General features: G+C 39.6%; 22 protein-coding genes, 1 tRNA gene and 2 rRNA genes. 17 read left to right on the forward strand and 8 right to left on the reverse strand.

Going from position 1 to position 25,118, the window contains the following annotated elements; genetic code table 11:
• The first annotated feature begins 161 nt into the window (after positions 1-161).
• The 14 genes from adhE (at position 162) to rpsI (ending at position 13,682) form a co-directional block, all read left to right on the forward strand.
• Positions 162-2,843: a bifunctional acetaldehyde-CoA/alcohol dehydrogenase gene (gene adhE / locus E8M05_RS01450; RefSeq protein ID WP_013851441.1), complete on the forward strand. Its 2,682-nt coding sequence runs from the start codon at positions 162-164 to the stop codon at positions 2,841-2,843.
• Between the two features lie 72 nt (positions 2,844-2,915).
• On the forward strand, positions 2,916-3,269 hold the full coding sequence (locus E8M05_RS01455) for a hypothetical protein (protein WP_003063166.1): 354 nt from the start codon (positions 2,916-2,918) through the stop codon (positions 3,267-3,269).
• An 11-nt stretch (positions 3,270-3,280) separates the two neighbouring features.
• Positions 3,281-3,514, forward strand: coding sequence for a GlsB/YeaQ/YmgE family stress response membrane protein (locus E8M05_RS01460; protein WP_003063169.1), 234 nt, complete (start codon positions 3,281-3,283; stop codon positions 3,512-3,514).
• A 212-nt stretch (positions 3,515-3,726) separates the two neighbouring features.
• Positions 3,727-5,910, forward strand: a complete 2,184-nt coding sequence (gene pnp, locus E8M05_RS01465) for a polyribonucleotide nucleotidyltransferase (protein ID WP_003063171.1) — start codon at positions 3,727-3,729, stop codon at positions 5,908-5,910.
• A gap of 44 nt (positions 5,911-5,954) precedes the next feature.
• Positions 5,955-6,710: an SseB family protein gene (locus tag E8M05_RS01470; RefSeq protein ID WP_003063173.1), complete on the forward strand. Its 756-nt coding sequence runs from the start codon at positions 5,955-5,957 to the stop codon at positions 6,708-6,710.
• Between the two features lie 15 nt (positions 6,711-6,725).
• The gene (cysE, locus tag E8M05_RS01475; protein ID WP_003063175.1) at positions 6,726-7,319 is read left to right on the forward strand and encodes a serine O-acetyltransferase; all 594 of its coding nucleotides are present in this window, start codon (positions 6,726-6,728) and stop codon (positions 7,317-7,319) included.
• A gap of 71 nt (positions 7,320-7,390) precedes the next feature.
• Positions 7,391-8,737, forward strand: coding sequence for a cysteine--tRNA ligase (gene cysS / locus E8M05_RS01480; protein WP_003063177.1), 1,347 nt, complete (start codon positions 7,391-7,393; stop codon positions 8,735-8,737).
• Positions 8,730-9,134, forward strand: a complete 405-nt coding sequence (locus tag E8M05_RS01485; protein ID WP_003063179.1) for a Mini-ribonuclease 3 — start codon at positions 8,730-8,732, stop codon at positions 9,132-9,134. The genes cysS and E8M05_RS01485 overlap by 8 nt, the downstream gene beginning before the upstream one ends.
• Positions 9,135-9,196: 62 nt before the next feature.
• Positions 9,197-9,946: a 23S rRNA (guanosine(2251)-2'-O)-methyltransferase RlmB gene (gene rlmB, locus E8M05_RS01490; RefSeq protein WP_003063182.1), complete on the forward strand. Its 750-nt coding sequence runs from the start codon at positions 9,197-9,199 to the stop codon at positions 9,944-9,946.
• Positions 9,947-9,995: 49 nt separating this feature from the next.
• Positions 9,996-10,508 (forward strand): NYN domain-containing protein, encoded by a 513-nt coding sequence (locus E8M05_RS01495; protein WP_012961367.1) that lies wholly within the window; start codon positions 9,996-9,998, stop codon positions 10,506-10,508.
• A gap of 162 nt (positions 10,509-10,670) precedes the next feature.
• Positions 10,671-11,531, forward strand: a complete 861-nt coding sequence (locus E8M05_RS01500; protein WP_013851443.1) for a DegV family protein — start codon at positions 10,671-10,673, stop codon at positions 11,529-11,531.
• 130 nt (positions 11,532-11,661) lie between these two features.
• On the forward strand, positions 11,662-12,618 hold the full coding sequence (locus E8M05_RS01505) for a ketopantoate reductase family protein (protein ID WP_003063188.1): 957 nt from the start codon (positions 11,662-11,664) through the stop codon (positions 12,616-12,618).
• Positions 12,619-12,820: 202 nt separating this feature from the next.
• On the forward strand, positions 12,821-13,267 hold the full coding sequence (rplM, locus tag E8M05_RS01510) for a 50S ribosomal protein L13 (protein WP_003063191.1): 447 nt from the start codon (positions 12,821-12,823) through the stop codon (positions 13,265-13,267).
• 22 nt (positions 13,268-13,289) lie between these two features.
• Entirely contained in the window at positions 13,290-13,682 is a 393-nt protein-coding gene (rpsI, locus tag E8M05_RS01515) for a 30S ribosomal protein S9 (RefSeq protein ID WP_003063193.1), read from the forward strand.
• Between the two features lie 85 nt (positions 13,683-13,767).
• On the opposite strand, the gene E8M05_RS01520 is transcribed toward rpsI, so the two are convergent.
• From E8M05_RS01520 to E8M05_RS01555, 8 genes are all read right to left on the reverse strand, one after another.
• Positions 13,768-14,814 carry a tyrosine-type recombinase/integrase gene (locus tag E8M05_RS01520; protein ID WP_111718167.1) on the reverse strand — a complete coding sequence of 349 codons (1,047 nt, stop codon included), beginning with the start codon at positions 14,812-14,814 and terminating at the stop codon, positions 13,768-13,770.
• Positions 14,815-14,826: 12 nt separating this feature from the next.
• Positions 14,827-15,021, reverse strand: a complete 195-nt coding sequence (locus E8M05_RS01525) for a hypothetical protein (RefSeq protein WP_048791237.1) — start codon at positions 15,019-15,021, stop codon at positions 14,827-14,829.
• An 11-nt stretch (positions 15,022-15,032) separates the two neighbouring features.
• Positions 15,033-16,064 carry a replication initiation protein gene (locus E8M05_RS01530; protein WP_048791236.1) on the reverse strand — a complete coding sequence of 344 codons (1,032 nt, stop codon included), beginning with the start codon at positions 16,062-16,064 and terminating at the stop codon, positions 15,033-15,035.
• A 142-nt stretch (positions 16,065-16,206) separates the two neighbouring features.
• Complete coding sequence (locus tag E8M05_RS01535; protein ID WP_048791235.1) at positions 16,207-16,470, reverse strand: hypothetical protein; 264 nt, start codon at positions 16,468-16,470, stop codon at positions 16,207-16,209.
• 176 nt (positions 16,471-16,646) lie between these two features.
• Entirely contained in the window at positions 16,647-17,981 is a 1,335-nt protein-coding gene (locus E8M05_RS01540) for an FtsK/SpoIIIE domain-containing protein (protein ID WP_048791234.1), read from the reverse strand.
• A 208-nt stretch (positions 17,982-18,189) separates the two neighbouring features.
• Positions 18,190-18,405: a hypothetical protein gene (locus E8M05_RS01545; RefSeq protein ID WP_048791232.1), complete on the reverse strand. Its 216-nt coding sequence runs from the start codon at positions 18,403-18,405 to the stop codon at positions 18,190-18,192.
• A 74-nt stretch (positions 18,406-18,479) separates the two neighbouring features.
• Positions 18,480-18,794, reverse strand: coding sequence for a hypothetical protein (locus E8M05_RS01550; protein ID WP_046921867.1), 315 nt, complete (start codon positions 18,792-18,794; stop codon positions 18,480-18,482).
• A gap of 475 nt (positions 18,795-19,269) precedes the next feature.
• Positions 19,270-19,539: a hypothetical protein gene (locus tag E8M05_RS01555; protein WP_111718168.1), complete on the reverse strand. Its 270-nt coding sequence runs from the start codon at positions 19,537-19,539 to the stop codon at positions 19,270-19,272.
• A gap of 810 nt (positions 19,540-20,349) precedes the next feature.
• On the opposite strand from E8M05_RS01555, the gene E8M05_RS01560 reads away from it, so the two are divergent.
• The 3 genes from E8M05_RS01560 to E8M05_RS01570 all read left to right on the forward strand — a co-directional run bounded on the left by E8M05_RS01560 (position 20,350) and on the right by E8M05_RS01570 (position 25,071).
• Positions 20,350-21,898, forward strand: a 16S ribosomal RNA gene (locus E8M05_RS01560).
• Between the two features lie 55 nt (positions 21,899-21,953).
• Positions 21,954-22,026: transfer RNA gene (locus E8M05_RS01565), tRNA-Ala, on the forward strand.
• Positions 22,027-22,170: 144 nt separating this feature from the next.
• Positions 22,171-25,071, forward strand: a 23S ribosomal RNA gene (locus E8M05_RS01570).
• Together the 16S and 23S rRNA genes with 1 tRNA gene alongside form the textbook arrangement of a ribosomal RNA operon.
• Positions 25,072-25,118: the final 47 nt, after the last annotated feature.

The raw sequence follows: 25,118 nt of genomic DNA on the forward strand, positions 1-25,118 counted from the left end.
AACTTAACCTTTGATTTTGTGTAGTGAAGAGAGTTTTTTGACCTCTGTTGAGGTTTTAGACGACTATACAGGCTTTGTTTTTATCTTGGTGTCATTCATTCATTGTTCTTCTTAAAAATTGAGGCACTTATTTTAAGGGTACTTATATGGAGGTTTTCTTAATGGCTAAAGCAACAAATGCAGATGTAAAGAATAACGAGTTGAGCGCTGAAGAAGTAGCTCAGCAGTACACAGGGGCTCTTGTCGATAAAGCTCTTGAAGCTGAGCGCGTTTATGCAACTTATTCACAAGAACAAGTTGATAAAATTGTAGCAGCTATGGCTCTCGCAGGTTCTGAAGCTTCGCTAGAATTGGCAAAAGAAGCACATGCCGAAACTGGTCGTGGTGTCGTTGAGGATAAAGATACTAAAAACCACTTCGCAACAGAATACGTTTATGAACGTATCAAAAATGAAAAAACAGTTGGCATCATTGGTGAAGATAGGGTTTCTGGAAGTATTCAAATTGCAGCCCCTCTCGGTGTTTTAGCAGGTATTGTCCCAACAACAAACCCAACATCAACAACAATGTTTAAAATTTTGGTGGCGTTGAAAACACGTAATGCCATTGTTTTTGCATTCCACCCACAAGCACAAAAATGTTCAGCTCATGCAGCAAAAATTCTTTACGATGCTGCGGTGAAAGCTGGTGCTCCGGAAAATATTGTCCAATGGATTGAAACACCATCAATCGCTAACACAACAGCCCTTATCCAAAACAAGAAAATTGCTTCTATTTTGGCAACTGGTGGACCTGGTATGGTAAATGCAGCCCTTAAATCAGGTAACCCATCAATGGGTGTTGGTGCAGGTAATGGTGCTATCTATGTTGATGCAACTGCTCATATTGACCGCGCTGTGGAAGACTTGTTGTTATCAAAACGCTTTGATAATGGTATGATTTGTGCGACTGAAAATTCAGCAGTCGTTGAAGCGCCAATTTACAAGGAATGGTTGCAAAAAATGCAAGATAAAGGTGCTTACTTAGTACCTAAGAAGGACTACAAGAAAATTGAAGACTTTGTTTTCAATGACAACCATGGTGTAAACGGTCCTGTTGCCGGAATGCCAGCAACTTGGATTTGTGAACAAGCTGGTGTGAAATTGCCAGAAGGCAAGGACGTTCTCTTGTTTGAACTTGACAAGCAAAACATCGGTGAAAAACTATCATCAGAAAAATTGTCTCCACTCCTTTCAGTGTACAAAGCTAAAGATCGTGAAGAAGGTATCGAAATTGTTGAAGCGCTTCTTGATTATCAAGGTGCAGGACACAATGCCGGTATCCAAATTGGTTCACAAGCAGATCCATTTGTAGCAACATATGGCGATGCCGTGAAAGCATCACGTGTCTTGGTTAACCAACCAGATTCAGTCGGAGGTATCGGTGATGTCTATACAGACGCACTTAAAGCCAGCTTAACACTTGGAACAGGATCATGGGGGAAAAATTCATTGTCACACAATCTTTCAACTGGCGATCTCTTAAATATCAAGACTGTTGCGAAACGTCGTAACCGTCCACAATGGATTCGCTTACCAGAAAAAACTTACTACGAAAAGAATGCTATCTCATATTTGCAAGATGAATATGAACCAATGCAACGTGCTTTAATTGTAGCAGACCCAGGTATGGTTCAATTTGGATTTGTTGACACTGTCCTTGCTCAATTGGCATTGCGTGATGAAAAAGTCGCAACATCAATTTACGGAACAATCAAACCAGACCCAACTCTTGGACAAACAATCGAAATTGCAAAACAAATGCGTGATTTCAAACCAGATACAGTCATTGCAATTGGTGGTGGCTCTGCTATTGATGCATCTAAAATTGCACGTTTAATTTATGAAGTTTATCTTGACCGTGGTGATGAATTCCTTGATAGTTATGATGCTGTTAGCGAATTTTTCCTTGAATTGCAACAAAAATTCATTGATATTCGTAAACGTATTGTGAAATTCAAACATCAAACAACAACACGCCTTTTCTGTATCCCAACCACATCTGGTACAGGTGCTGAGGTGACACCATTTGCGGTTATTACTGATGATTATACACACGTGAAATACCCACTTGCTGATTATGAATTGGTACCACAAGTTGCTATTGTTGATCCAGAATTTGTTATGACTGTGCCAAAACGTACAGCAGCTTGGTCAGGATTAGATGCTTTGTCACATGCTCTTGAATCTTACGTATCAGTTATGGCATCTGACTTTACACGTCCATGGTCTCTTGAAGCTATCAAGTTGATTATTGAAAATCTTGAAGATGCTTATAACTACGATCCTAAGAACCCAACACTTCGTGGTGAAAAAGCTAAAGAAAACATGCATTATGCAGCAGCTATTGCTGGTATGGCATTTGGTAATGCTTTCTTAGGTATCAACCATTCACTTGCTCACAAAACAGGTGGTGAATTTGGACTTCCACACGGTTTAGCTATTTCAATCGCAATGCAACATGTTATCCGCTATAACGCTGTATCTGGTAATGTTAAACGCTCAGTTTACCCACGTTATGAAGAATACCGTGCTCAAAAAGATTACGCAGATATTGCGCGTTATATTGGTCTTAAAGGTAAAGATGATGCAGAATTAGTTGAAGCACTTTGCGATCGCATTGATAAATTGATGCATGCTGTTGACGTTGAACCAAAACTTTCTGCTAATGGTGTTACAAAAGAAGCCTTTGATGCAGCAGTTGATCGTTTGGCAAGTTTGGCATATGATGACCAATGTACTCCAGCAAACCCACGTCAACCATACATTTCAGAATTGAAACAACTTTTGATTGATATGTTCTAATATTAGTTGTTTAGTTAGCAGTCAATACCATAAAAGCCTCCATTTGGGAGGCTTTTATGGTACAATAAGGGTATGATATTTGGAATTTTAGCATTTTGTTTTATTTTAATGGGACCGCTAGGGTTGATTTTTCTTGGTTTGAGTTTGTCAATTGGTCACCGTTGGAAATATATGTGGCTTTTGTCACTAGCATTCGGAATTGTGTTTTTAAGTTCCTTTATTTTCATGGCAGAACAAACAATTGTTTTTTTAATACTGATGATACTAGGTTCTTTTGGAATGGGATTTACTTGCCCGAATCGATTTAGCAAACGGAGTCGAATAGCTTTATTTGTCGTGGCTATTTTGGTTTTGGTATTTTATCTAATCGTCTTTTGGATAATTAGTGGAGTTCTTTCAAATATTTCTAGTGGGACAACGATTTAAAGGAGAATATTATGATTTGGTCATTAATTGTCGGATCGCTTATTGGGATGATGGCTGGTGCAATTACCAATAGAGGAGAGTCTATGGGTTGCATTTACAATATTTTTGCTGGTTTAGTTGGTTCTTTTGTTGGTCAAAGTTTATTTGGCTTTTGGGGACCATCGTTAGCTGGTATGGCAATTTTACCATCGATTTTAGGAGCTATCATTGTTATTGCAGTCGTTGATTTATTCTTTGGCAAGTAAAACAATGATATATTTTGGTAAGAAGTAGTTGTCAACTGACAACTGCTTTTTAGTATTCTTAAAAAACTATGCTACAAGCTCTGCTATTTCCCATAAAATGTGATAAAATGATAGAGATACGTGGTTTTATGCAAAGACGAGTTTATAAGTCTTTTACAGACTGGTTTTTGTAGAAAACGGACGTATCAAAATAAAATATCAGAGGAATAAATATGTCAAAACAAACTTTTGAAACAACTTTTGCTGGCAGACCACTTGTTGTTGAGATTGGTCAAGTTGCTAAACAAGCCAATGGCGCTGCTGTGGTACGTTATGGTGAATCAACCATTCTTAGTGCAGCTGTCATGTCTAAGAAGATGTCAACAGGTGACTTTTTCCCACTTCAAGTTAACTATGAAGAAAAAATGTATGCAGCTGGAAAATTCCCTGGTGGTTTCAATAAACGTGAAGGACGCCCAACGACTGATGCGACTTTGACAGCGCGTTTGATTGACCGTCCGATTCGTCCAATGTTTGCAGAAGGCTTCCGTAATGAAGTTCAAGTGATTAATACCGTTCTCTCTTACGATGAAGATGCTAGTGCGCCAATGGCGGCTATGTTTGGTAGTTCACTTGCTTTATCTATCTCAGATATTCCATTTAACGGACCTATTGCAGGCGTTCAAGTAGCTTACATTGACGGTGAATTTATTATCAATCCGTCAGCTGCACAAAAAGAAGCATCACTTCTTGAGTTGACTGTGGCTGGTACAAAAGATGCCATTAATATGGTTGAGTCTGGTGCCAAAGAATTGTCAGAAGACATCATGCTTGAAGCGCTTCTTAAAGGGCACGAAGCTGTTCGTGAACTGATTGCTTTCCAAGAAGAAATCGTCGCAGCTGTTGGTAAAGAAAAAGCTGAGGTTGAATTGCTTCAAGTTGACCCAGAATTGCAAGCTGAAATTATTGCAGCTTATAACGCTGACCTTCAAAAAGCAGTTCAAGTTGAAGAGAAAAAAGCGCGTGAAGCAGCGACAGAAGCTGTGAAAGAACAAGTCATTGCTGTTTACGAAGAACGCTACGCTGACGATGAAAATTACGAAACTATCATGCGTGACGTTGCTGAAATCCTTGAACAAATGGAACATGCGGAAGTCCGTCGCTTGATTACTGAAGACAAAATTCGTCCTGATGGTCGTCGTGTTGATGAAATTCGTCCATTGGATGCTGAAATTGATTATTTACCAAAAGTTCACGGTTCAGGTCTTTTCACACGTGGACAAACACAAGCATTATCAGTTTTGACCCTTGCTCCAATGGGAGAAACACAAATTGTTGACGGTCTTGACCCAGAATACAAGAAACGTTTCTTACATCACTACAATTTCCCACAATATTCAGTTGGTGAAACAGGACGCTATGGCGCTCCAGGTCGCCGTGAAATCGGTCATGGTGCCCTTGGTGAACGTGCTCTTGCGCAAGTTCTTCCTAGCTTAGAAGAATTTCCATATGCAATCCGTCTTGTAGCTGAAGTATTGGAATCAAATGGTTCATCTTCACAAGCTTCAATCTGTGCGGGTACTCTTGCTCTTATGGCTGGTGGTGTACCAATCAAAGCTCCAGTAGCAGGTATTGCCATGGGATTAATTTCAGACGGTAGCAATTACACAATCTTGACAGACATTCAAGGTCTTGAGGATCACTTTGGTGATATGGACTTTAAAGTTGCTGGTACACGTGAAGGAATTACAGCGCTTCAAATGGATATTAAGATTGAAGGAATCACCCCTCAAATCTTAAAAGAAGCTCTTGCTCAAGCTAAAAAAGCTCGTTTTGAAATCCTTGATTTGATTGAAGCAACTATCCCAGCACCACGTGCTCAATTGGCTCCAACAGCACCAAAAATTGATACAATCAAGATTGACGTTGATAAAATCAAAGTTGTCATCGGTAAAGGTGGCGAAACGATTGATAAAATTATCGAAGAAACTGGTGTTAAAATCGATATTGACGATGAAGGAAATGTATCTATTTATTCATCTGACCAAGCTGCAATTGACCGCACAAAAGAAATCATTGCTGGTTTAGTTCGCGAGGCTAAAGTTGGTGAAGTTTACCATGCCAAAGTTGTTCGTATTGAAAAATTCGGTGCGTTTGTTAATCTCTTTGATAAAACAGATGCCCTTGTTCACATTTCAGAAATTTCATGGTCACGTACGGCTAATGTTTCTGATGTTTTAGAAGTCGGTGAAGAAGTCGATGTTAAAGTCATTAAAGTTGATGATAAAGGTCGCGTTGATGCTTCAATGAAGGCTTTGTTACCACGTCCACCAAGATCTGAGAAAGAATACAAAGAACATTCACCATTTGGTGGACACTTGCGTGATCGTAAAGAAAAGCATGACAAAATCGACTGATTGTCTGTCTTAAAGATCATTCTTTATAATTTTGGAGTTTTATCATGACAAATACAAATGAACTTGATATCCGTTTGCGTGCCTTTATTAACGCACCAGACAATTTTTTAGATAGTGTTGCTCTTGTTAATGCCTTGCATAACAACTCTGTCTTAGCCAGTGATCAGCCTTATACTCTTGAAATTGATGGGCAAAAGGTGACACCTGTTTTTTCAGACAAAGATGACCTTGAAACATTTAAAACAGAACAAGCTAGTGCTCTACAACAAAATTGGGTGGAACGTTCAACGCTAGATGTTTTGAGAGAAGTTGTTGAAAAAGGATTGACAGGACTTGTTTTTAACCTCAAAAAGACAGGTGATTTTGGCAATTCAACCATTTTTAAAAGCAGTGAATTGATTCAATTTTTGAATGTTTACACAACTATCCTAAACAAACTCATGGGAGAAGAAAATCTCGCCGCAGATGTTTTGGATAAATATTATTTAGTACCTGCTTTTGTTCACCCACGTGATGACAAAAGTTTTAATCGCATGTTTCCAACAATGTCAACACCAGAAGGCAAAAGCTATGTGCCTGCTTTCTCAAACCTTCAAAGTTTTGCTAAATGGTATAACCACAACGATTTTGGTTTGCCATTCCGTAAAGCACAAGGAAGTGTTTTAACGTGGCGTTTGGCAGATATTTACCAACCAGGACATGGCGAAAATGACATTGACGAAACCGTAGGAGTTGCGATTAATCCATTTGACGACCAACAAATCTTAGTGGATTGGTCTGAAATTGACGAAGACGAATAAAGGAAAGGAGAAGATATGGGTTGGTGGAAAGAAACCATAGACATTGTTAAGAAAAATGATCCAGCGGCTCGTAGCTCTCTGGAAATTATCTTAACGTATCCCGGTATTAAAGCACTAGCTGCACATCGTTTATCGCATTTTTTGTGGAAACATGATTTTAAATTAATTGCTCGTATGCACAGTCAATTTTGGCGCTTTTGGACACAAATTGAAATTCACCCAGGAGCTGAAATCGCTGAAGGAGTTTTTATTGACCACGGTTCAGGGCTTGTTATTGGAGAAACAGCTATCGTGGAAAAAGGAGTTATGCTCTATCATGGTGTAACCCTTGGTGGAACAGGTAAAGATGTGGGAAAACGTCATCCGACCGTTCGTGAAGGAGCGCTTGTCTCTGCTCACGCTCAAGTCATTGGTCCTATTGAAATTGGAAAAAATGCTAGGGTAGGTGCTGCTGCCGTTGTAGTTGCGGATGTTCCTGCTGATGTCACAGTTGTCGGGGTTCCTGCAAAAGTTGTTCGTGTCCACGGTAAGAAAGACGTGGATGCTATTCATAACATGGAAGAAAATCGTGAATATTACACGTCTAAACTTGAAGAATCACGCTATTAAAGCTTGCATTCCTCAAAAATTTAGACAATATGAATAGTTTAAGAATGAACTATAAAAGGGGAGAAACAGACATGACAATTAAAATTTATGATACAATGACCAGAAGTTTGCGAGATTTCGTGCCGATTACTGAAAATACGGTTAATATGTATGTCTGCGGACCAACGGTTTACAACTACATTCATATTGGAAATGCTCGTAGCGTTGTGGCATTTGACACCATTCGTCGTTATTTTGAATACCGAGGCTACAAGGTTAACTACATTTCTAACTTCACAGATGTTGATGACAAAATCATCAAAGGAGCTGCTGAAGTTGGTATGGACACCAAAGCTTTTTCAGATAAATTTATCGCCGCTTTCATGGAAGATGTCAAACAACTCGGTGTGAAACCAGCAACTAAAAATCCTCGTGTCATTGATTATATGGATGAAATTATTGACTTTGTGAAAGTTTTGGTAGATAAAGGTTTTGCTTACGAAGCTAATGGTGATGTGTATTTTCGCGTTGCAAAAAGCCAAAACTATGCAAAACTCGCTAATAAAACACTTGCTGACTTAGAAGTTGGAGCTAGTGGTCGTGTTGATGGCGAAGGAGAAATCAAGGAGAATCCCTTAGACTTTGCCCTTTGGAAATCAGCCAAACCAGGCGAGGTTTCATGGCAAAGCCCATGGGGAGAAGGACGCCCTGGTTGGCATATTGAATGTTCTGTTATGGCGACAACCATTCTTGGTGATACGATTGATATTCACGGTGGTGGAGCTGACTTGGAATTTCCTCACCATACCAACGAAATCGCCCAATCTGAAGCCAAAACAGGAAAAACATTTGCCAATTATTGGATGCACAATGGTTTTGTAAATGTGGATAATGAAAAAATGTCAAAATCTCTTGGAAATTTTGTAACTGTTCATGATATGTTAAAAAACGTTGATGGACAAGTTTTAAGATTTTTCCTTGCGACACAACAATACCGCAAGCCAGTGAATTTCACTGAAAAAGCTGTTCATGACGCCTCTGTTAATCTTAAATATTTGAAAAATACTTTTACATTGCCACTTACTGAAGAAGCCGATGCTGCTGAATTGGCAAAATTTAAAGCTGATTTTGAAGCAGCTATGGATGATGATTTCAATACGGCAAATGGTATTACAGTCATTTTTGATATGGCAAAATGGATTAATTCAGGTAATTATAATCAAGCAGTCAAAGATACCTTTGCTAAGATGCTTGCTGTATTTGGTATTGTGTTTGAAGAAGAAGTCTTGGATGCTGATATTGAAGCACTTATTGAAAAACGTCAAGCTGCGCGTGCCAATAAAGATTTCGCAACAGCAGATGCCATTCGTGACCAATTAGCAGCACAAGGTATTAAGCTTCTTGATACCAAAGATGGTGTGAGGTGGACACGTGACTAACAAGGTAGATGTCAATCTAATTAATGGTATTGCCCTTGCTTTTGAAGGTGACGCGGTTTATTCTATGTATATTCGTAAGCACTTGATTTTTCAAGGATTAACAAAACCAAATCAATTGCACCGCAAAGCAACCAAATATGTCTCTGCTAAGGCGCAAGCTATGCTAATTAATCTTATGTTAGAAGCTCGGCTATTGACCGAAAAAGAAGAAGACATCTATAAACGTGGTCGCAACACAAATAGCCACACCAAAGCTAAAAATGCGGATGTCGTGACTTATCGCATGTCAACAGGCTTTGAAGCAGTCATGGGATATCTTCATATGACTGGCCAAATCGAACGCCTCGAAGAACTAATCGACTGGTGTATTCAAGCCATTGAGAAAATAGAAGACTAGCTATAAATAAAAATAACAGCCAGTTCTCGCATGAGAGCTGGTTTTCGTGATATAATAACACTATGAAAAACAGAGAATTTAATGAAACTAATGACATTGTTTACGGTGTTCATGCCGTAACGGAGAGTTTGACGGCTAATACAGGAAATAAACTCTACATTCAAGACGATTTACGCGGAAAAAATGTTGATAAGATAAAAAACTTAGCAGCAGAGAAAAAAGTATCTATTTCTTGGATGCCTAAAAAAACACTTAACGATATGACAAATGGAGCTGTTCACCAAGGATTTGTTTTGCGTGTTTCAGAATTCGCCTATGCAGAATTGGACATGATTTTGGATAAAGCTGCGCAGGAAGAAAATCCGCTCATTCTTATCTTGGACGGACTCAATGACCCACATAATTTTGGCTCAATCTTGCGAACAGCTGATGCAACAAACGTGACAGGTGTTATCATTCCAAAACACCGTGCGGTTGGTGTTACGCCAGTTGTTGCCAAAACATCAACAGGTGCCATTGAGCATGTGCCGATTGCGCGTGTAACAAATCTCAGCCAAACCCTTGATAAATTAAAAGAACAGGGCTTCTGGGTATTTGGAACAGACATGAATGGAACCCCATCTCACAAATGGAATACTTCAGGTAAATTAGCATTAATCATCGGAAACGAAGGAAAAGGCATTTCACAAAACATCAAAAAACAAGTTGATGAAATGATTACCATTCCGATGAACGGTCATGTGCAAAGCTTAAATGCCAGCGTCGCTGCGGCAGTATTAATGTACGAAGTCTTCCGCCATAAAATCGACTAAAACCTTGTAAAGCCGAAAAAGCTAGCCATCTATGAAAGGACTAGAACAATTGAAGAAAAAAATCCTCTTAGTTGATGGTTATAATATGATTGCCTTTTGGCAGGAAACACGTCAACTGTTTAAGAAAAATCAACTAGACGAAGCCAGAAATATCTTGCTACGTAAGTTAAATAACTATGCTCATTTTGAAAATCTTGACATCATCTGTGTTTTTGATGCGCAATATGTCCCTGGAGTTCGTCAACGCTATGATCAATATAAAATTCAAGTCATCTTTACAGAAGAAGACGAGACTGCAGATTCTTATATTGAACGTACCGCTGCTGAATTAAACACACCCCGTAATCTTGTTGAAGTTGCGACCAGTGATTTGAATGAGCAGTGGACAGTTTTCTCTCAGGGAGCTTTACGCGTCTCGGCCCGTGAACTCGAACAACGTGTTAATACAGTCAAATCAGATTTGGATAAAATGTCTCAACATATTGATTTGACAACACCAAAATTACGCCCTTGGAACGACGGACAATTGGATAAATTGAAGCAATTGCTAGACGATATGTAGTTTAATCAGAAACAGACTTTTAAAAAAGAAGCTCGCGCAATGTGAGCTTTTTTGGTATAATAATTTAAAATCATTTGATTATCAAAGTATTATTTTGAAAATGAAAACTGATTTGACGGTAAAATGTCAGAAAAATCAGTGTTTGATAGTAAAGGAATAATTATGACTTTTAAATTAATAACAGATTCAACAGCTGATTTAGATGAAGAATGGGCAAACGCTCACGATGTTGAAATTTTAGGATTAACCATTCAATTAGACGGAAAAACATACGAAACTGTCGGTGAGAACCGTTTAACGAGTGAAGTATTGCTTGAAAGCATGAAAAATGGTGGCAAACCAACCACTAGTCAAGTTAATGTGGGACAATTTGAAGAAAGCTTTCGACATCATGCTCAAAATGGGGACAGAGTGCTTTATTTGGCATTTTCATCTGTTCTTTCAGGAACGTATCAAAGCTCTATGATTGCGCGTGATATCGTTTTGGAAGAATTCCCGCAAGCTACTATTGAAATTATTGATACTTTGGCTGCTGCTGGTGGTGAAGGTTACTTGTCTATTTTAGCAGCGCAAGCGCGTGATGAAGGAAAATCTCTTGAAGAAACCAAAGCAATGATTATTGATATTTTGCCACGTTTAAGAACCTATTTCTTGGTTGATGACCTTTATCATCTTATGCGTGGAGGACGTTTATCAAAAACGTCAGCTATTATGGGAAGTTTAGCAAATATCAAGCCACTTTTGTGGATTGAACCATCTGGAAAGTTAGTTCCATTAGCCAAAGTTCGTGGACGCAAAAAAGCCTTGAAAGAAGTCGTTTCCCAAGCAACACAATCATTAGCACATGACACAGCCGTTGTTGCCTATGCTAATGACATCGAAGGTGCTGAAACACTCAAAAAATCATTACTAGAACATGAAGATGTTGACCATGTCCTCATCATGCCACTAGGACCAGTCATTTCTGCCCACGTAGGACCAGGAACATTAGCCGTCTTTTCAATCGGAAAAGAAGCAAGATAATAGGGAAAGGTTAGAATCGTAAGTTCTAGCCTTTTTATTTATAGCTAGCCATAAGAAAATTCTATACCTGATTTCCTTCATATTCGACTGATGAAGTGATATAATTTTTAAAATCAAAGGAGGAAAAGACATGGATTTGACTTATGCTGTACTTGGAAGTGGTGCAATGGGACTACGTTTTGGGCTGCTATTAAAAGAACACCTCGGTGCTCAAGTAGATTTTATTGATACGTGGGAAGAGCAAATCGACACGATTAGAAAACAAGGTGGTGTTTATCAATCACGTGATGGTAAAAATCGTCATCTGATTCCGATTAGCATTAAGACACCAGAAGAATACCAAGGAAAACCAGATGTTTTTATCATTTTTGATAAGCAAATGCATTTGTCACAGTTGCTCGAACGAAGCATGCATTTTTTCCACGAAAATCAATATGTTTTCACAGGAATGAACGGCATGGGACATATCGAGAAAATCAATCGCTATTTTGCGCCTGAAAAAGTTTTAGCAGGAACTTGTCTGATTGGAACGGTCTTGAAAGACGCAGGAAATGTTGATTTTATTGGAAAAGCAGGTGCTGGTTCTATTAATATTGCTGCTCAATCAGGGACGATCGATGATGTTCAAAAGCAGATAGTAACTGAATTTGAAGCCTCAAACCTCAATCCAAATCTGACTGATAATTTTTTAGGAACACTTTACACAAAAGTTGTGTTCAATTCTGTCATCAATACCATTTGCACCCTTTTTGAAATTCGTATGGGACAATTCATTGATTACGAAGGTGCCGAAAAATTAGGACGTCAATTAATTGATGAAGCTTATAACGTTGCCGAATTAGCAGGCATTACTCCTCTGAATAGTCGTGATGAAGAATGGGAGACCATTCGGTATGTTAGCGCGGAAACAAGCCCTCTGCATTATCCGTCAATGTACCAAGATATGAACAAAGGACGTCAGACAGAAGTTGATTATATCAATGGTTATATCTATGATTTAGGCAGGACTTATGATTACCAAGCCAAAACGCATGACTTTTTACGCCACTTAGTTCACCTAGCAGAAAATACCCGTAAATTCCGCTAAGCGTTTTCTATGGAAAAGAAGAAAAAATCGCTAAAAAACTTAGAAAAGATGGTAGGTAAGTGTTGACTTGGTACCACTTTTTTTGGTATTATAATAAACGGTATTGTTTACCCCATTTGTAAGGCCCCGGAACCTTTCAAATAACTCGTGGACCGGAACATCCACACTTTGTAAACAAAAACGAATTCGTATAGGAGAACTCATGAACAAAACAACATTCATGGCTAAACCAGGCCAAGTTGAACGTAAATGGTACGTTGTTGACGCAACAGATGTACCTCTTGGACGTCTTTCTGCAGTAGTTGCTAGCGTACTTCGCGGAAAAAACAAACCAACATTTACACCACACACTGATACAGGTGATTTTGTTATCGTTATCAATGCTGAAAAAGTTAAATTAACTGGTAAAAAAGCAACTGATAAAATCTACTACACTCACTCAATGTATCCAGGTGGTTTGAAACAAATTTCAGCTGGTGAACTTCGTTCTAAAAATGCTGTTCGCTTGATTGAAAAATCAGTTAAAGGTATGCTTCCACACAACACTCTTGGACGTGCACAAGGCATGAAATTGAAAGTCTTCGTAGGTAGCGAGCATACACATGCTGCACAACAACCAGAAGTACTTGATATCAAAGGACTTATCTAAGAGAGAAAGGAGCATCTATTAAATGGCACAAGCACAATACACAGGTACTGGTCGTCGTAAAAACGCTGTTGCACGCGTACGTTTAGTTCCAGGTACTGGTAAAATTACAGTTAACAAAAAAGATGTAGAAGAATACATCCCACATGCTGACCTTCGTCTTGTTATTAACCAACCATTTGCAGTTACATCAACTGAAGGTTCATACGACGTTTTCGTTAACGTTGTAGGTGGTGGTTACGCAGGTCAATCAGGAGCTATCCGTCACGGTATCGCTCGCGCATTGCTTCAAGTAGATCCAGATTTCCGTGATTCATTGAAACGCGCTGGTCTTCTTACACGTGACGCTCGTATGGTTGAACGTAAAAAACCAGGTCTCAAAAAAGCCCGCAAGGCATCACAATTCTCAAAACGTTAATATCGTTTACCGAGAAATACAGAACTCTCACTATTTGTGGGAGTTCTTTTTGTATTTTATGGTGTAAATTGATGTAAATCTATCGTTACTTCAAAGAATCAAGCAATGCTAACGCCTCGGATTCTTGTGAATGCTTTTTCTCTGGCATGAGCTCCAAGTAGTAATTTTGTGTTGTAAGTATTGAATTATGACCAAGTCTTTTAGAAATATAGTCCAGTCGGATATTATCATTTGAAAACAGAAATGAAGCATTAGTATCTCTTAATCCATGGAAAGTAGTTTTCGTAATATCAAGTTGCTTTAACAACTTTGTCAAGTCTGCCGACTGATGAAATCCATCTGTCTCAAACAGATAACCATCTTCTTTTACCTTAACAGTTTTTAGGATTTCATAGACATCTTTGTTTATACTTATATCTCGCCTAGAATGCTTTGTTTTTAAACCTGTATCTGCGCTATGAGGACTTATTGAGCGAACGATCCTCACGCCATATTCATAAATATCTTCGGGTTTAATTCCTAATAATTCTCCACGTCTTGCACCAGTTTCAAGAGCAAGAAGTACAAGCACATTGAAATCTGTATCATGATTTTCTAAAAGATATGAACGAAGCTTTTTAAACTCTGTAATAGATAATGCTTTATTTCTTTTGGGCATTTCCTTGCCACGAGTCTTAACAAGACCAGCAAAATCAGAAGTCAATAGACCACGACCATACGCATATCTTAATGAAGTACGAATCTTCAATAATACTTCAGTTGTCGTCTTTCTAGCGTGATTAGAACCATATTCGTCAATTTTAGCTTGAACAACCAAGTCATTTAACTCACCTAATTTAATCTTGCCAAATAATTTTTTAACTATCGGAATTGTACGAGTGTAGTTTAAATACGTTGCAGGGCGCACGTCATTTTTTTTGACTATCTTTACCCAATTTTCAAAGAACTCTGCAAACGTATCATTACGTTTCGCCAAGTCAGTACCATTCCCCTTAGCAATTTCATTCTGCATTGCCCATAATTTCGCTTCAGCTTTAGTCTTAAATGTCTTTGTAAGTCGATTGTTTACACCATGCTTATAATTGCTTATTTCAGCTCTATATGAATTACCACGTTTTATAATGGTTGCCACAATATCAACTCCTTAACATATTGAATGATTAACAATAAAAATCTCTAATTCTTTTATTGTGTAACGCTCTTGTTTTCCAACCATGAACCGTTTCAAATCATCAGAAGAGCGAACATATTTATCGAACGACTTCGGATCTATACCAAGATAGTTTGAAGCCTGTTCTCTAGTCAATAGAAGTGGGAATTCACTTTTTTCTGTAATCATCTGCAACCTCCTTATTTTAATTTTGGAATATCACCAGCAAGCATAGAACTCATAAAATCGAAGAAATTTACCATACAAGGTTCTTGATTGAAAATTTCAGTATAATCTAAAGCGTTTTGAAAAAACACGTTCAAATTTACTTCTGAAATGCTTTCAGCAAGTTTCTTATATTTAGCAACTGTCCGCTTGTCAGATTCAGCAAACAGTTCAGGTTTATTACGCAGGGCAAAGAGATAAATCTTTTCATTGACACCCAAATTATTAAATTCTAAGCCTTGAAAATTTTCAATAAACACAGGAACTTTAGCAAGAAAAGGCAAGCCATTTTTTAATTCCTTTTTTATGTTTCCTTCGTTATAAAATTTATATTCAATTCTCCAAAGATTCTCATATTGCATATAAATCTCAATTTCTGCCATGTCTCCGCTATCTACACGCTCTTTAAGCTTGTTGTATGCTGTTAAATGATAATTACCTTTAGGAGCACCGAAATCCATTGTTTCAAGTTTCATGCCCTTATAAATCGGGCGATACATCACTTTAGGCCAGTTAACACGTAATGCAGATAAATCACGTTCAAAATCATATGCCAAGTGGAATGTACTAATTGCTATGTTTTTCATATACGGAAATAATTCATGGAATACTGTCAAAAAATGCGTTCGAGAAACTTTTGAAGGTGTAAATTCTATTTTCAATGGTCGCTTATTCATCTTGATTGAAGCAATAGGAGTATATTCTACATACCAGTTTTCTTTATCATTATCAAAGAACTGTCCTTTATAACTGGATAATTCCCCATCTCTTGTTAAATTTGGTTCAACAATTCCAAAATAATCATATAAAACAAACTCACCATTTAATATGGAAGTGTAAAAATCTTCCGTAACGTCAGCAGTTAAGCTTAATTTATCTAGTTTTAACCCGACAAATCCATACTTGTAAGAAACTTCATCTTGAAATTTAGAATATGATGTTTTTGACATTTCATGTATCGTTATCGGGCTATTAGAGGGAGCCCGATTTTTTAATTCATTTTCCATAAGTCCCCCCTGTTTTAATTCTTGAAAGTGCAAAGCACTTTCATATCTCTAAATTTTGGATCAAGACTGCCGTTCCACTGAACACGCTCCGCTTGCCAGCGAGCTGGCAGTTCTCAGTCTTGACCCAAAATAAGAGATAAGATTATTTCCCTTTTGCCATTGAAACTAATTCTTCAAAAGTACCAATTTTATGGGCTTGTAAAACCTCATAGGCAGGATTTTGTCCAAACCCAGCGTTATTAGCCACTTCAACATCGTAAAGACCAGGAGCAACAAAAACATTACTAAATTTTACTTTGTCAAAGTGCATTCCAAGGTCTCCCCAAGAATCACGTACAGTGGCAACTTTGAGCCAACCCTTTTCCTTTTTAGTAGAAATGGCAAGAACAACAATCGTTTCTTTCATAACAAATTTCCTTTCTGTACAGCTTTTAATGTCATTCAGTTTTGGACATTATTGTCATTTTCAATTATTTCGGACGTACCGTCCGACCGGCCCGTCATTCCGCCGGCTGCATGAGGGCATTTTATAAGCGATTAAAACAAGTTTTAATCACTTACAAAACGCGCAATTATAGGTTACTAAAAATACTTTTCTTTAACTATTTCAGTTCGATATGATTTAGCGACATGCTCCCACACTGGCAAGATTACATCAAACACATCTTCGGTAAATTGTGGCGACTCAAATTCTTTAGGGTTACCACGTTCAATAGAGTACACACCAACGCCTTTACCTTTTACTTGCGGTAAATCAGTTGTGCCAAACATCATGCCAGCACTTTCCTTCGAGGGATTACCAAGAAATACTGAATTCACTAATTGCTCACGAATATTAGTTGACAATGAATCTGAGCGAGGTTGTTGCATTACAATACATATCCCCATTGAAAGAGACCTAGCTTTTTGCGCTATAATTGCGACCTTATTTTCGAAATCTTTTTTCTCTTTGGTGTCGAGTGAAGCCACAAGGGAAGAGTATTCTTCTATGATAAGTAACGTCGGTTCAAGTCCAATATCAATGCCAACTGAATCAAATGCTGAACTCTCATCATAAATAGCCATACGACGTTCCATTTCTTTAAGGTATGAGCGAACTATTTTGAAAGCCTCCGCATTTGTGGTGCCGTAATTTTCCGTTGGCATACCAGCAGTTCGACATAGTTTATATAAATCTGATTGCTTGGGATCAATAGCAAAAAGCTTAGCATGTTTACCATTTACAGTCTGTGAGATAAATCGTGTTATCCAGTAGTAAGAAAAGAAAGATTTTCCAGCCCCGCTTGCACCACTTACCAGCATTGAATAATTGTGTCGCAAGTCAATTACAAAATCCCCATATATTTCTATGCTCAAACTTGAATCTTCCTTAGGTAATGAATCTACCAGTTTCCTTACTGGCTTATATTTCAAAAGGGAATATTCGACTCGAGTAGGGAAAATGTTTTTCTCAATTAGAGGAAGTCCTAAAACTGATTCAATCTCAGTTTCTAGATTTTCAACCTTTCGTGAAAAACTATCTCCACGCTTTAACGCAATCACTTCAAGAGTATTCTGCGTTTCTCTGTAAGATAGCCACACACTATTTTGAAGTCTCTCATCAAATAATCCATTGGTTACAATCATTTCTAATAACAAACGATCTATCCAAAAATTATTTTCAACCCACATTTTCAATCGCTTTAAATATTTAGCTTGAAAATATATAAGAGCAATCGCAATAATCCAAAAAGTTAAAGCAGGTACCATTGATGAAGTAGTACTAAGTATTCCAACAAAGAATAAGAATGCTGATATTCCTAAGACAATCAATCGAATCTTCCGTATCCAAGGAGTAATGTTTACATACCTATAATCTTCATAAAAGTTGATTAAAGGTGGTTCTCCTCGTAAACGGTTCAATAGAATTCTAATCATTTAGATACCTCTTATTTTTTCAACCAGCGAGCTCAGTAAATTAAATAAACCGTGCAATTTTAGTTTTATAAAATAAAAAGCAGATACAAAGAAGGCTAGTGAACCAATTACAATAAAACAATTGGAGAAGAAACTGCCTGATTCCAATACAAAACAACCAACAACAAGGAACAGCGAGAATACTACAAAAAACAAATACATTTTCAATTTAGCGCTCATTTTTAGCTCTCCTATAATCAATAAATGTTGAAATTATTGAGGGTACTTGAACCAAAAGAACTACCAAAGAGCACACAAGTGCAAATTTCACTGATAACATAGGTGTCCAACATGTAAAATCAATCCCCTTAGCAGTAAAACCAGCAAAAAAAGACATGATAGCTAACAAAATAAGTGTTGCCGACTTCCAAAAATAATTAGACATATTTTTTCTCTCCATTCTTTAAATTCAATGCAAGGGGGGAAATCTCACCCCCTCCATTCTCTTAGTTATGCTTGTTAAATTGCAGACGTATAAAAGGAAGCATCTCGATATCCATGGTACTGATGTTCATTCATCAAATGAATTCTAGAGACATCTGTTTTACGGTGCTTTTGTCGATTTAATATAATAATGTTTTCAGCGAGTTTTTTAAGTGTTGGCTCATAAATCTTACTTGTAAGTGGCAAATTAGATTTTAAAAATACTCTTGATTCATCATCTAATTCAAATTCTACTGATTCGTCTGAGTTGAAGCGCTGTACTCGAGAGATACCCGAAATATTAGGCATTTCCATTACTTCCTTGAGATAAATTTCTTTAAATTTCTTCATAATAATTGTCCTTTCTTTATTATCTAGTGCATACTATGCAGTCGATAGTCATAAGTGATAAAATTTGATGGTTTTTATAAACCATCATTAATCGATATCAAGTAATTCACTAGATATATTTGTAGTGTACAAATATGTCTTATTGTCATCAAGTTGTCTCCGTGTCAACAGCCCTTTATTATACATTGTAAGAAGTAGTCTAGCGACATTAGGAGATTGCCAATTAAGATAATTCGCAACATCTTTTGAAGTACGTTCTTGTTTGTAACAAAAATAAACAACTCTCACTTCTGACTTACTTAAATTATTATTTGACAACAATTCTTCTAACAAACTAAGCGATTCCAGAATAATACCTCCTTTCTTTTTAAATATCAATTAGATACTATCAACTTGATACTATCTTACTTTTTATATTGGGATATGTCAACCATAAACTATGAAAAATTATTTCTACCAGAAGAACAGTATTCCACTACTCAACTTCAAAACGTATCTTTCCATGGTTATCATAAAAGAATACATCGCCACTTTTAATGGTGTCTAGAACATCATAATTGACTTCATGATATATTTGGTGTTCATTTCTTACAGCTTTACGTAACCTGTTGCTCATATAAGTAAAATCTATTTCCAAGTCCGTTAAAGAAGAAAAATATGGTTTTTCTTTCAGTGATTCATATGTTTTAGTATCAAAATTAATTATGCCATCTAGTTCACCCAAAACAATTAACTTCACTTTCAAAGTGAATGGCCTCCTAATTAAATAATCTAATAGCATTGTAGCAAATTGTAGCAAATCACGTCTAAATTCTTCCATTTTCATCAAATACAATCCGCTTAACAATTATAAAATCGTTGATATAACTGGATATTCAAGTATATTGAACGCACCAATATTTCAAAATTATTGCTCAAAACGTTAATATTCAATTATATCAATGTTTCAAGACATTCAAGATTTTTATCTTGAATGTCTTTTTTTGTTTCTAAAAGTTGAAGAGCTGTCGTATTTTGGCTCTATAATTTCTTAGCGGAACTTTTGTCCACTACAGAAATTATAGAGCCCGTATTTGTTAAAAATCGGTAATATAAGTCCTCTGTAGTGCATAATATTTTATGATAGGAAAAAACTAAATATAGGAAGATATAACTGCCGTTAAGGGTAGAGCATACCACTTGGAGTTAATATCACTACAGTAAAAAATGCAAAAAGTAGTTGACAGTTTATCTTAAGTTTAGTATACTAGTTGAGCTGTCGTAAGAGAGCAGGAGTCAGGCTTACAGAAAATCTAAAAAAGAAGTTGACAAAGTAAGTTTGAGATGATACACTAATATAGCTGTTGTCCGAGATGTTCAGCAGTAATCAGATTGAAACAGATTTGAAGAAAACTTTAAAAAAGTAGTTGACAAGCTGTTTTAGATTTGATAGAATATAGAAGTTGTCTCACGAGAGACAAAGACCTTTGAAAACTGAACAAGACGAACCAAACGTGCGGGTTGAGAAATCGACCTGTTAAGAAATAAATCTGTCAGTGACAGAATGAGAACAAGATTAAATGAGAGTTTGATCCTGGCTCAGGACGAACGCTGGCGGCGTGCCTAATACATGCAAGTAGAACGCTGACTACTTTAGCTTGCTAGAGTAGAAGGAGTTGCGAACGGGTGAGTAACGCGTAGGTAACCTGCCTACTAGCGGGGGATAACTATTGGAAACGATAGCTAATACCGCATAACAGTGTTTAACACATGTTAGATGCTTGAAAGATGCAATTGCATCACTAGTAGATGGACCTGCGTTGTATTAGCTAGTTGGTGGGGTAACGGCCCACCAAGGCGACGATACATAGCCGACCTGAGAGGGTGATCGGCCACACTGGGACTGAGACACGGCCCAGACTCCTACGGGAGGCAGCAGTAGGGAATCTTCGGCAATGGGGGCAACCCTGACCGAGCAACGCCGCGTGAGTGAAGAAGGTTTTCGGATCGTAAAGCTCTGTTGTAAGAGAAGAACGTGTGTGAGAGTGGAAAGTTCACACAGTGACGGTAACTTACCAGAAAGGGACGGCTAACTACGTGCCAGCAGCCGCGGTAATACGTAGGTCCCGAGCGTTGTCCGGATTTATTGGGCGTAAAGCGAGCGCAGGCGGTTTAATAAGTCTGAAGTTAAAGGCAGTGGCTTAACCATTGTTCGCTTTGGAAACTGTTAAACTTGAGTGCAGAAGGGGAGAGTGGAATTCCATGTGTAGCGGTGAAATGCGTAGATATATGGAGGAACACCGGTGGCGAAAGCGGCTCTCTGGTCTGTAACTGACGCTGAGGCTCGAAAGCGTGGGGAGCAAACAGGATTAGATACCCTGGTAGTCCACGCCGTAAACGATGAGTGCTAGGTGTTAGGCCCTTTCCGGGGCTTAGTGCCGCAGCTAACGCATTAAGCACTCCGCCTGGGGAGTACGACCGCAAGGTTGAAACTCAAAGGAATTGACGGGGGCCCGCACAAGCGGTGGAGCATGTGGTTTAATTCGAAGCAACGCGAAGAACCTTACCAGGTCTTGACATCCCGATGCTATTTCTAGAGATAGAAAGTTTCTTCGGAACATCGGTGACAGGTGGTGCATGGTTGTCGTCAGCTCGTGTCGTGAGATGTTGGGTTAAGTCCCGCAACGAGCGCAACCCCTATTGTTAGTTGCCATCATTTAGTTGGGCACTCTAGCGAGACTGCCGGTAATAAACCGGAGGAAGGTGGGGATGACGTCAAATCATCATGCCCCTTATGACCTGGGCTACACACGTGCTACAATGGTTGGTACAACGAGTCGCAAGTCGGTGACGGCAAGCAAATCTCTTAAAGCCAATCTCAGTTCGGATTGTAGGCTGCAACTCGCCTACATGAAGTCGGAATCGCTAGTAATCGCGGATCAGCACGCCGCGGTGAATACGTTCCCGGGCCTTGTACACACCGCCCGTCACACCACGAGAGTTTGTAACACCCGAAGTCGGTGAGGTAACCATTTAGGAGCCAGCCGCCTAAGGTGGGATAGATGATTGGGGTGAAGTCGTAACAAGGTAGCCGTATCGGAAGGTGCGGCTGGATCACCTCCTTTCTAAGGAAAAACGGAAGCACGTTTGGTAGTCTTGTTTAGTTTTGAGAGGTCTTGTGGGGCCTTAGCTCAGCTGGGAGAGCGCCTGCTTTGCACGCAGGAGGTCAGCGGTTCGATCCCGCTAGGCTCCATTGAATCGAAAGATTCAAAGTGATTGTCCATTGAAAATTGAATATCTATATCAAATTCCACAATTAGAAATAATTGTAGAAAGTAACAAGAAATAAACCGAAACGCTGTGATTTAATGAGTTTAAGGTCAATAGACCAAAATAAGGTTAAGTTAATAAGGGCGCACGGTGGATGCCTTGGCACTAGAAGCCGATGAAGGACGTGACTAACGACGAAATGCTTTGGGGAGTTGTAAGTAAACATTGATCCAGAGATGTCCGAATGGGGGAACCCGGCATGTGAAGCATGTCACTCATTACTGTTAAGGTAATGAAGAGGAAGACGCAGTGAACTGAAACATCTAAGTAGCTGCAGGAAGAGAAAGCAAACGCGATTGCCTTAGTAGCGGCGAGCGAAACGGCAAGAGGGCAAACCGATGTGTTTACACATCGGGGTTGTAGGACTGCGTTGTGGGACGCAAGATTATAGAAGAATTACCTGGGAAGGTAAGCCAAAGAGAGTAATAGCCTCGTAATCGAAATAATCTTAAACCCTAGCAGTATCCTGAGTACGGCGAGACACGAGAAATCTCGTCGGAATCCGGGAGGACCATCTCCCAACCCTAAATACTCTCTAGTGACCGATAGTGAACCAGTACCGTGAGGGAAAGGTGAAAAGCACCCCGGGAGGGGAGTGAAATAGAACCTGAAACCGTGTGCCTACAACAAGTTCGAGCCCGTTAATGGGTGAGAGCGTGCCTTTTGTAGAATGAACCGGCGAGTTACGATATGATGCGAGGTTAAGTTGAAGAGACGGAGCCGTAGGGAAACCGAGTCTTAATAGGGCGCTTTAGTATCATGTCGTAGACCCGAAACCATGTGACCTACCCATGAGCAGGGTGAAGGTGAGGTAAAACTCACTGGAGGCCCGAACCAGGGCACGTTGAAAAGTGCTTGGATGACTTGTGGGTAGCGGAGAAATTCCAAACGAACTTGGAGATAGCTGGTTCTCTCCGAAATAGCTTTAGGGCTAGCGTCGATGTTAAGTCTCTTGGAGGTAGAGCACTGTTTGATTGAGGGGTCCATCCCGGATTACCAATATCAGATAAACTCCGAATGCCAATGAGATATAATCGGCAGTCAGACTGCGAGTGCTAAGATCCGTAGTCGAAAGGGAAACAGCCCAGACCACCAGCTAAGGTCCCAAAATATATGTTAAGTGGAAAAGGATGTGGGGTTGCACAGACAACTAGGATGTTAGCTTAGAAGCAGCTATTCATTCAAAGAGTGCGTAATAGCTCACTAGTCGAGTGACCCTGCGCCGAAAATGTACCGGGGCTAAAACATATTACCGAAGCTGTGGATACCTATTATAGGTATGGTAGGAGAGCGTTCTATGTGTGAAGAAGGTGTACCGTGAGGAGCGCTGGAACGCATAGAAGTGAGAATGCCGGTATGAGTAGCGAAAGACAGGTGAGAATCCTGTCCACCGTAAGACTAAGGTTTCCAGGGGAAGGCTCGTCCGCCCTGGGTTAGTCGGGACCTAAGGAGAGACCGAAAGGTGTATCCGATGGCCAACAGGTTGATATTCCTGTACTAGAGTATATAGTGAAGGAGGGACGCAGTAGGCTAACTAAAGCGTGCGATTGGAAGAGCACGTCTAAGCAGTGAGGTGTGATATGAGTCAAATGCTTGTATCTCTAACATTGAGCTGTGATGGGGAGCGAAGTTAAGTAGCGAAGTTAGTGATGTCACACTGCCAAGAAAAGCTTCTAGCGTTAATTATACTCTACCCGTACCGCAAACCGACACAGGTAGTCGAGGCGAGTAGCCTCAGGTGAGCGAGAGAACTCTCGTTAAGGAACTCGGCAAAATGGCCCCGTAACTTCGGGAGAAGGGGCGCTGGCTTTAAGTCAGCCGCAGTGAATAGGCCCAAGCAACTGTTTATCAAAAACACAGCTCTCTGCTAAATCGTAAGATGATGTATAGGGGGTGACGCCTGCCCGGTGCTGGAAGGTTAAGAGGAGCGCTTAGCGTAAGCGAAGGTGTGAATTGAAGCCCCAGTAAACGGCGGCCGTAACTATAACGGTCCTAAGGTAGCGAAATTCCTTGTCGGGTAAGTTCCGACCCGCACGAAAGGCGTAATGATTTGGGCACTGTCTCAACGAGAGACTCGGTGAAATTTTAGTACCTGTGAAGATGCAGGTTACCCGCGACAGGACGGAAAGACCCCATGGAGCTTTACTGCAGTTTGATATTGAGTATCTGTACCACATGTACAGGATAGGTAGGAGCCTATGAAATCGGGACGCTAGTTTCGGTGGAGGCGTTGTTGGGATACTACCCTTGTGTTATGGCTACTCTAACCTAGATAGGTGATCCCTATCGGAGACAGTGTCTGACGGGCAGTTTGACTGGGGCGGTCGCCTCCTAAAAGGTAACGGAGGCGCCCAAAGGTTCCCTCAGAATGGTTGGAAATCATTCGCAGAGTGTAAAGGTATAAGGGAGCTTGACTGCGAGAGCTACAACTCGAGCAGGGACGAAAGTCGGGCTTAGTGATCCGGTGGTTCCGCATGGAAGGGCCATCGCTCAACGGATAAAAGCTACCCTGGGGATAACAGGCTTATCTCCCCCAAGAGTTCACATCGACGGGGAGGTTTGGCACCTCGATGTCGGCTCGTCGCATCCTGGGGCTGTAGTCGGTCCCAAGGGTTGGGCTGTTCGCCCATTAAAGCGGCACGCGAGCTGGGTTCAGAACGTCGTGAGACAGTTCGGTCCCTATCCGTCGCGGGCGTAGGAAATTTGAGAGGATCTGCTCCTAGTACGAGAGGACCAGAGTGGACTTACCGCTGGTGTACCAGTTGTCTTGCCAAAGGCATCGCTGGGTAGCTATGTAGGGAAGGGATAAACGCTGAAAGCATCTAAGTGTGAAGCCCACCTCAAGATGAGATTTCCCATGATTTAATATCAGTAAGAGCCCTGAGAGATGATCAGGTAGATAGGTTAGGAGTGGAAGTGTGGTGACACATGTAGCGGACTAATACTAATAGCTCGAGGACTTATCCAAAGTAACTGAGAAGAATTGACAGCGCGTCGGAAACTTGTTAGAATATA

The organism is Streptococcus pasteurianus (assembly GCF_004843545.1).
Taxonomy (GTDB): domain Bacteria; phylum Bacillota; class Bacilli; order Lactobacillales; family Streptococcaceae; genus Streptococcus; species Streptococcus pasteurianus.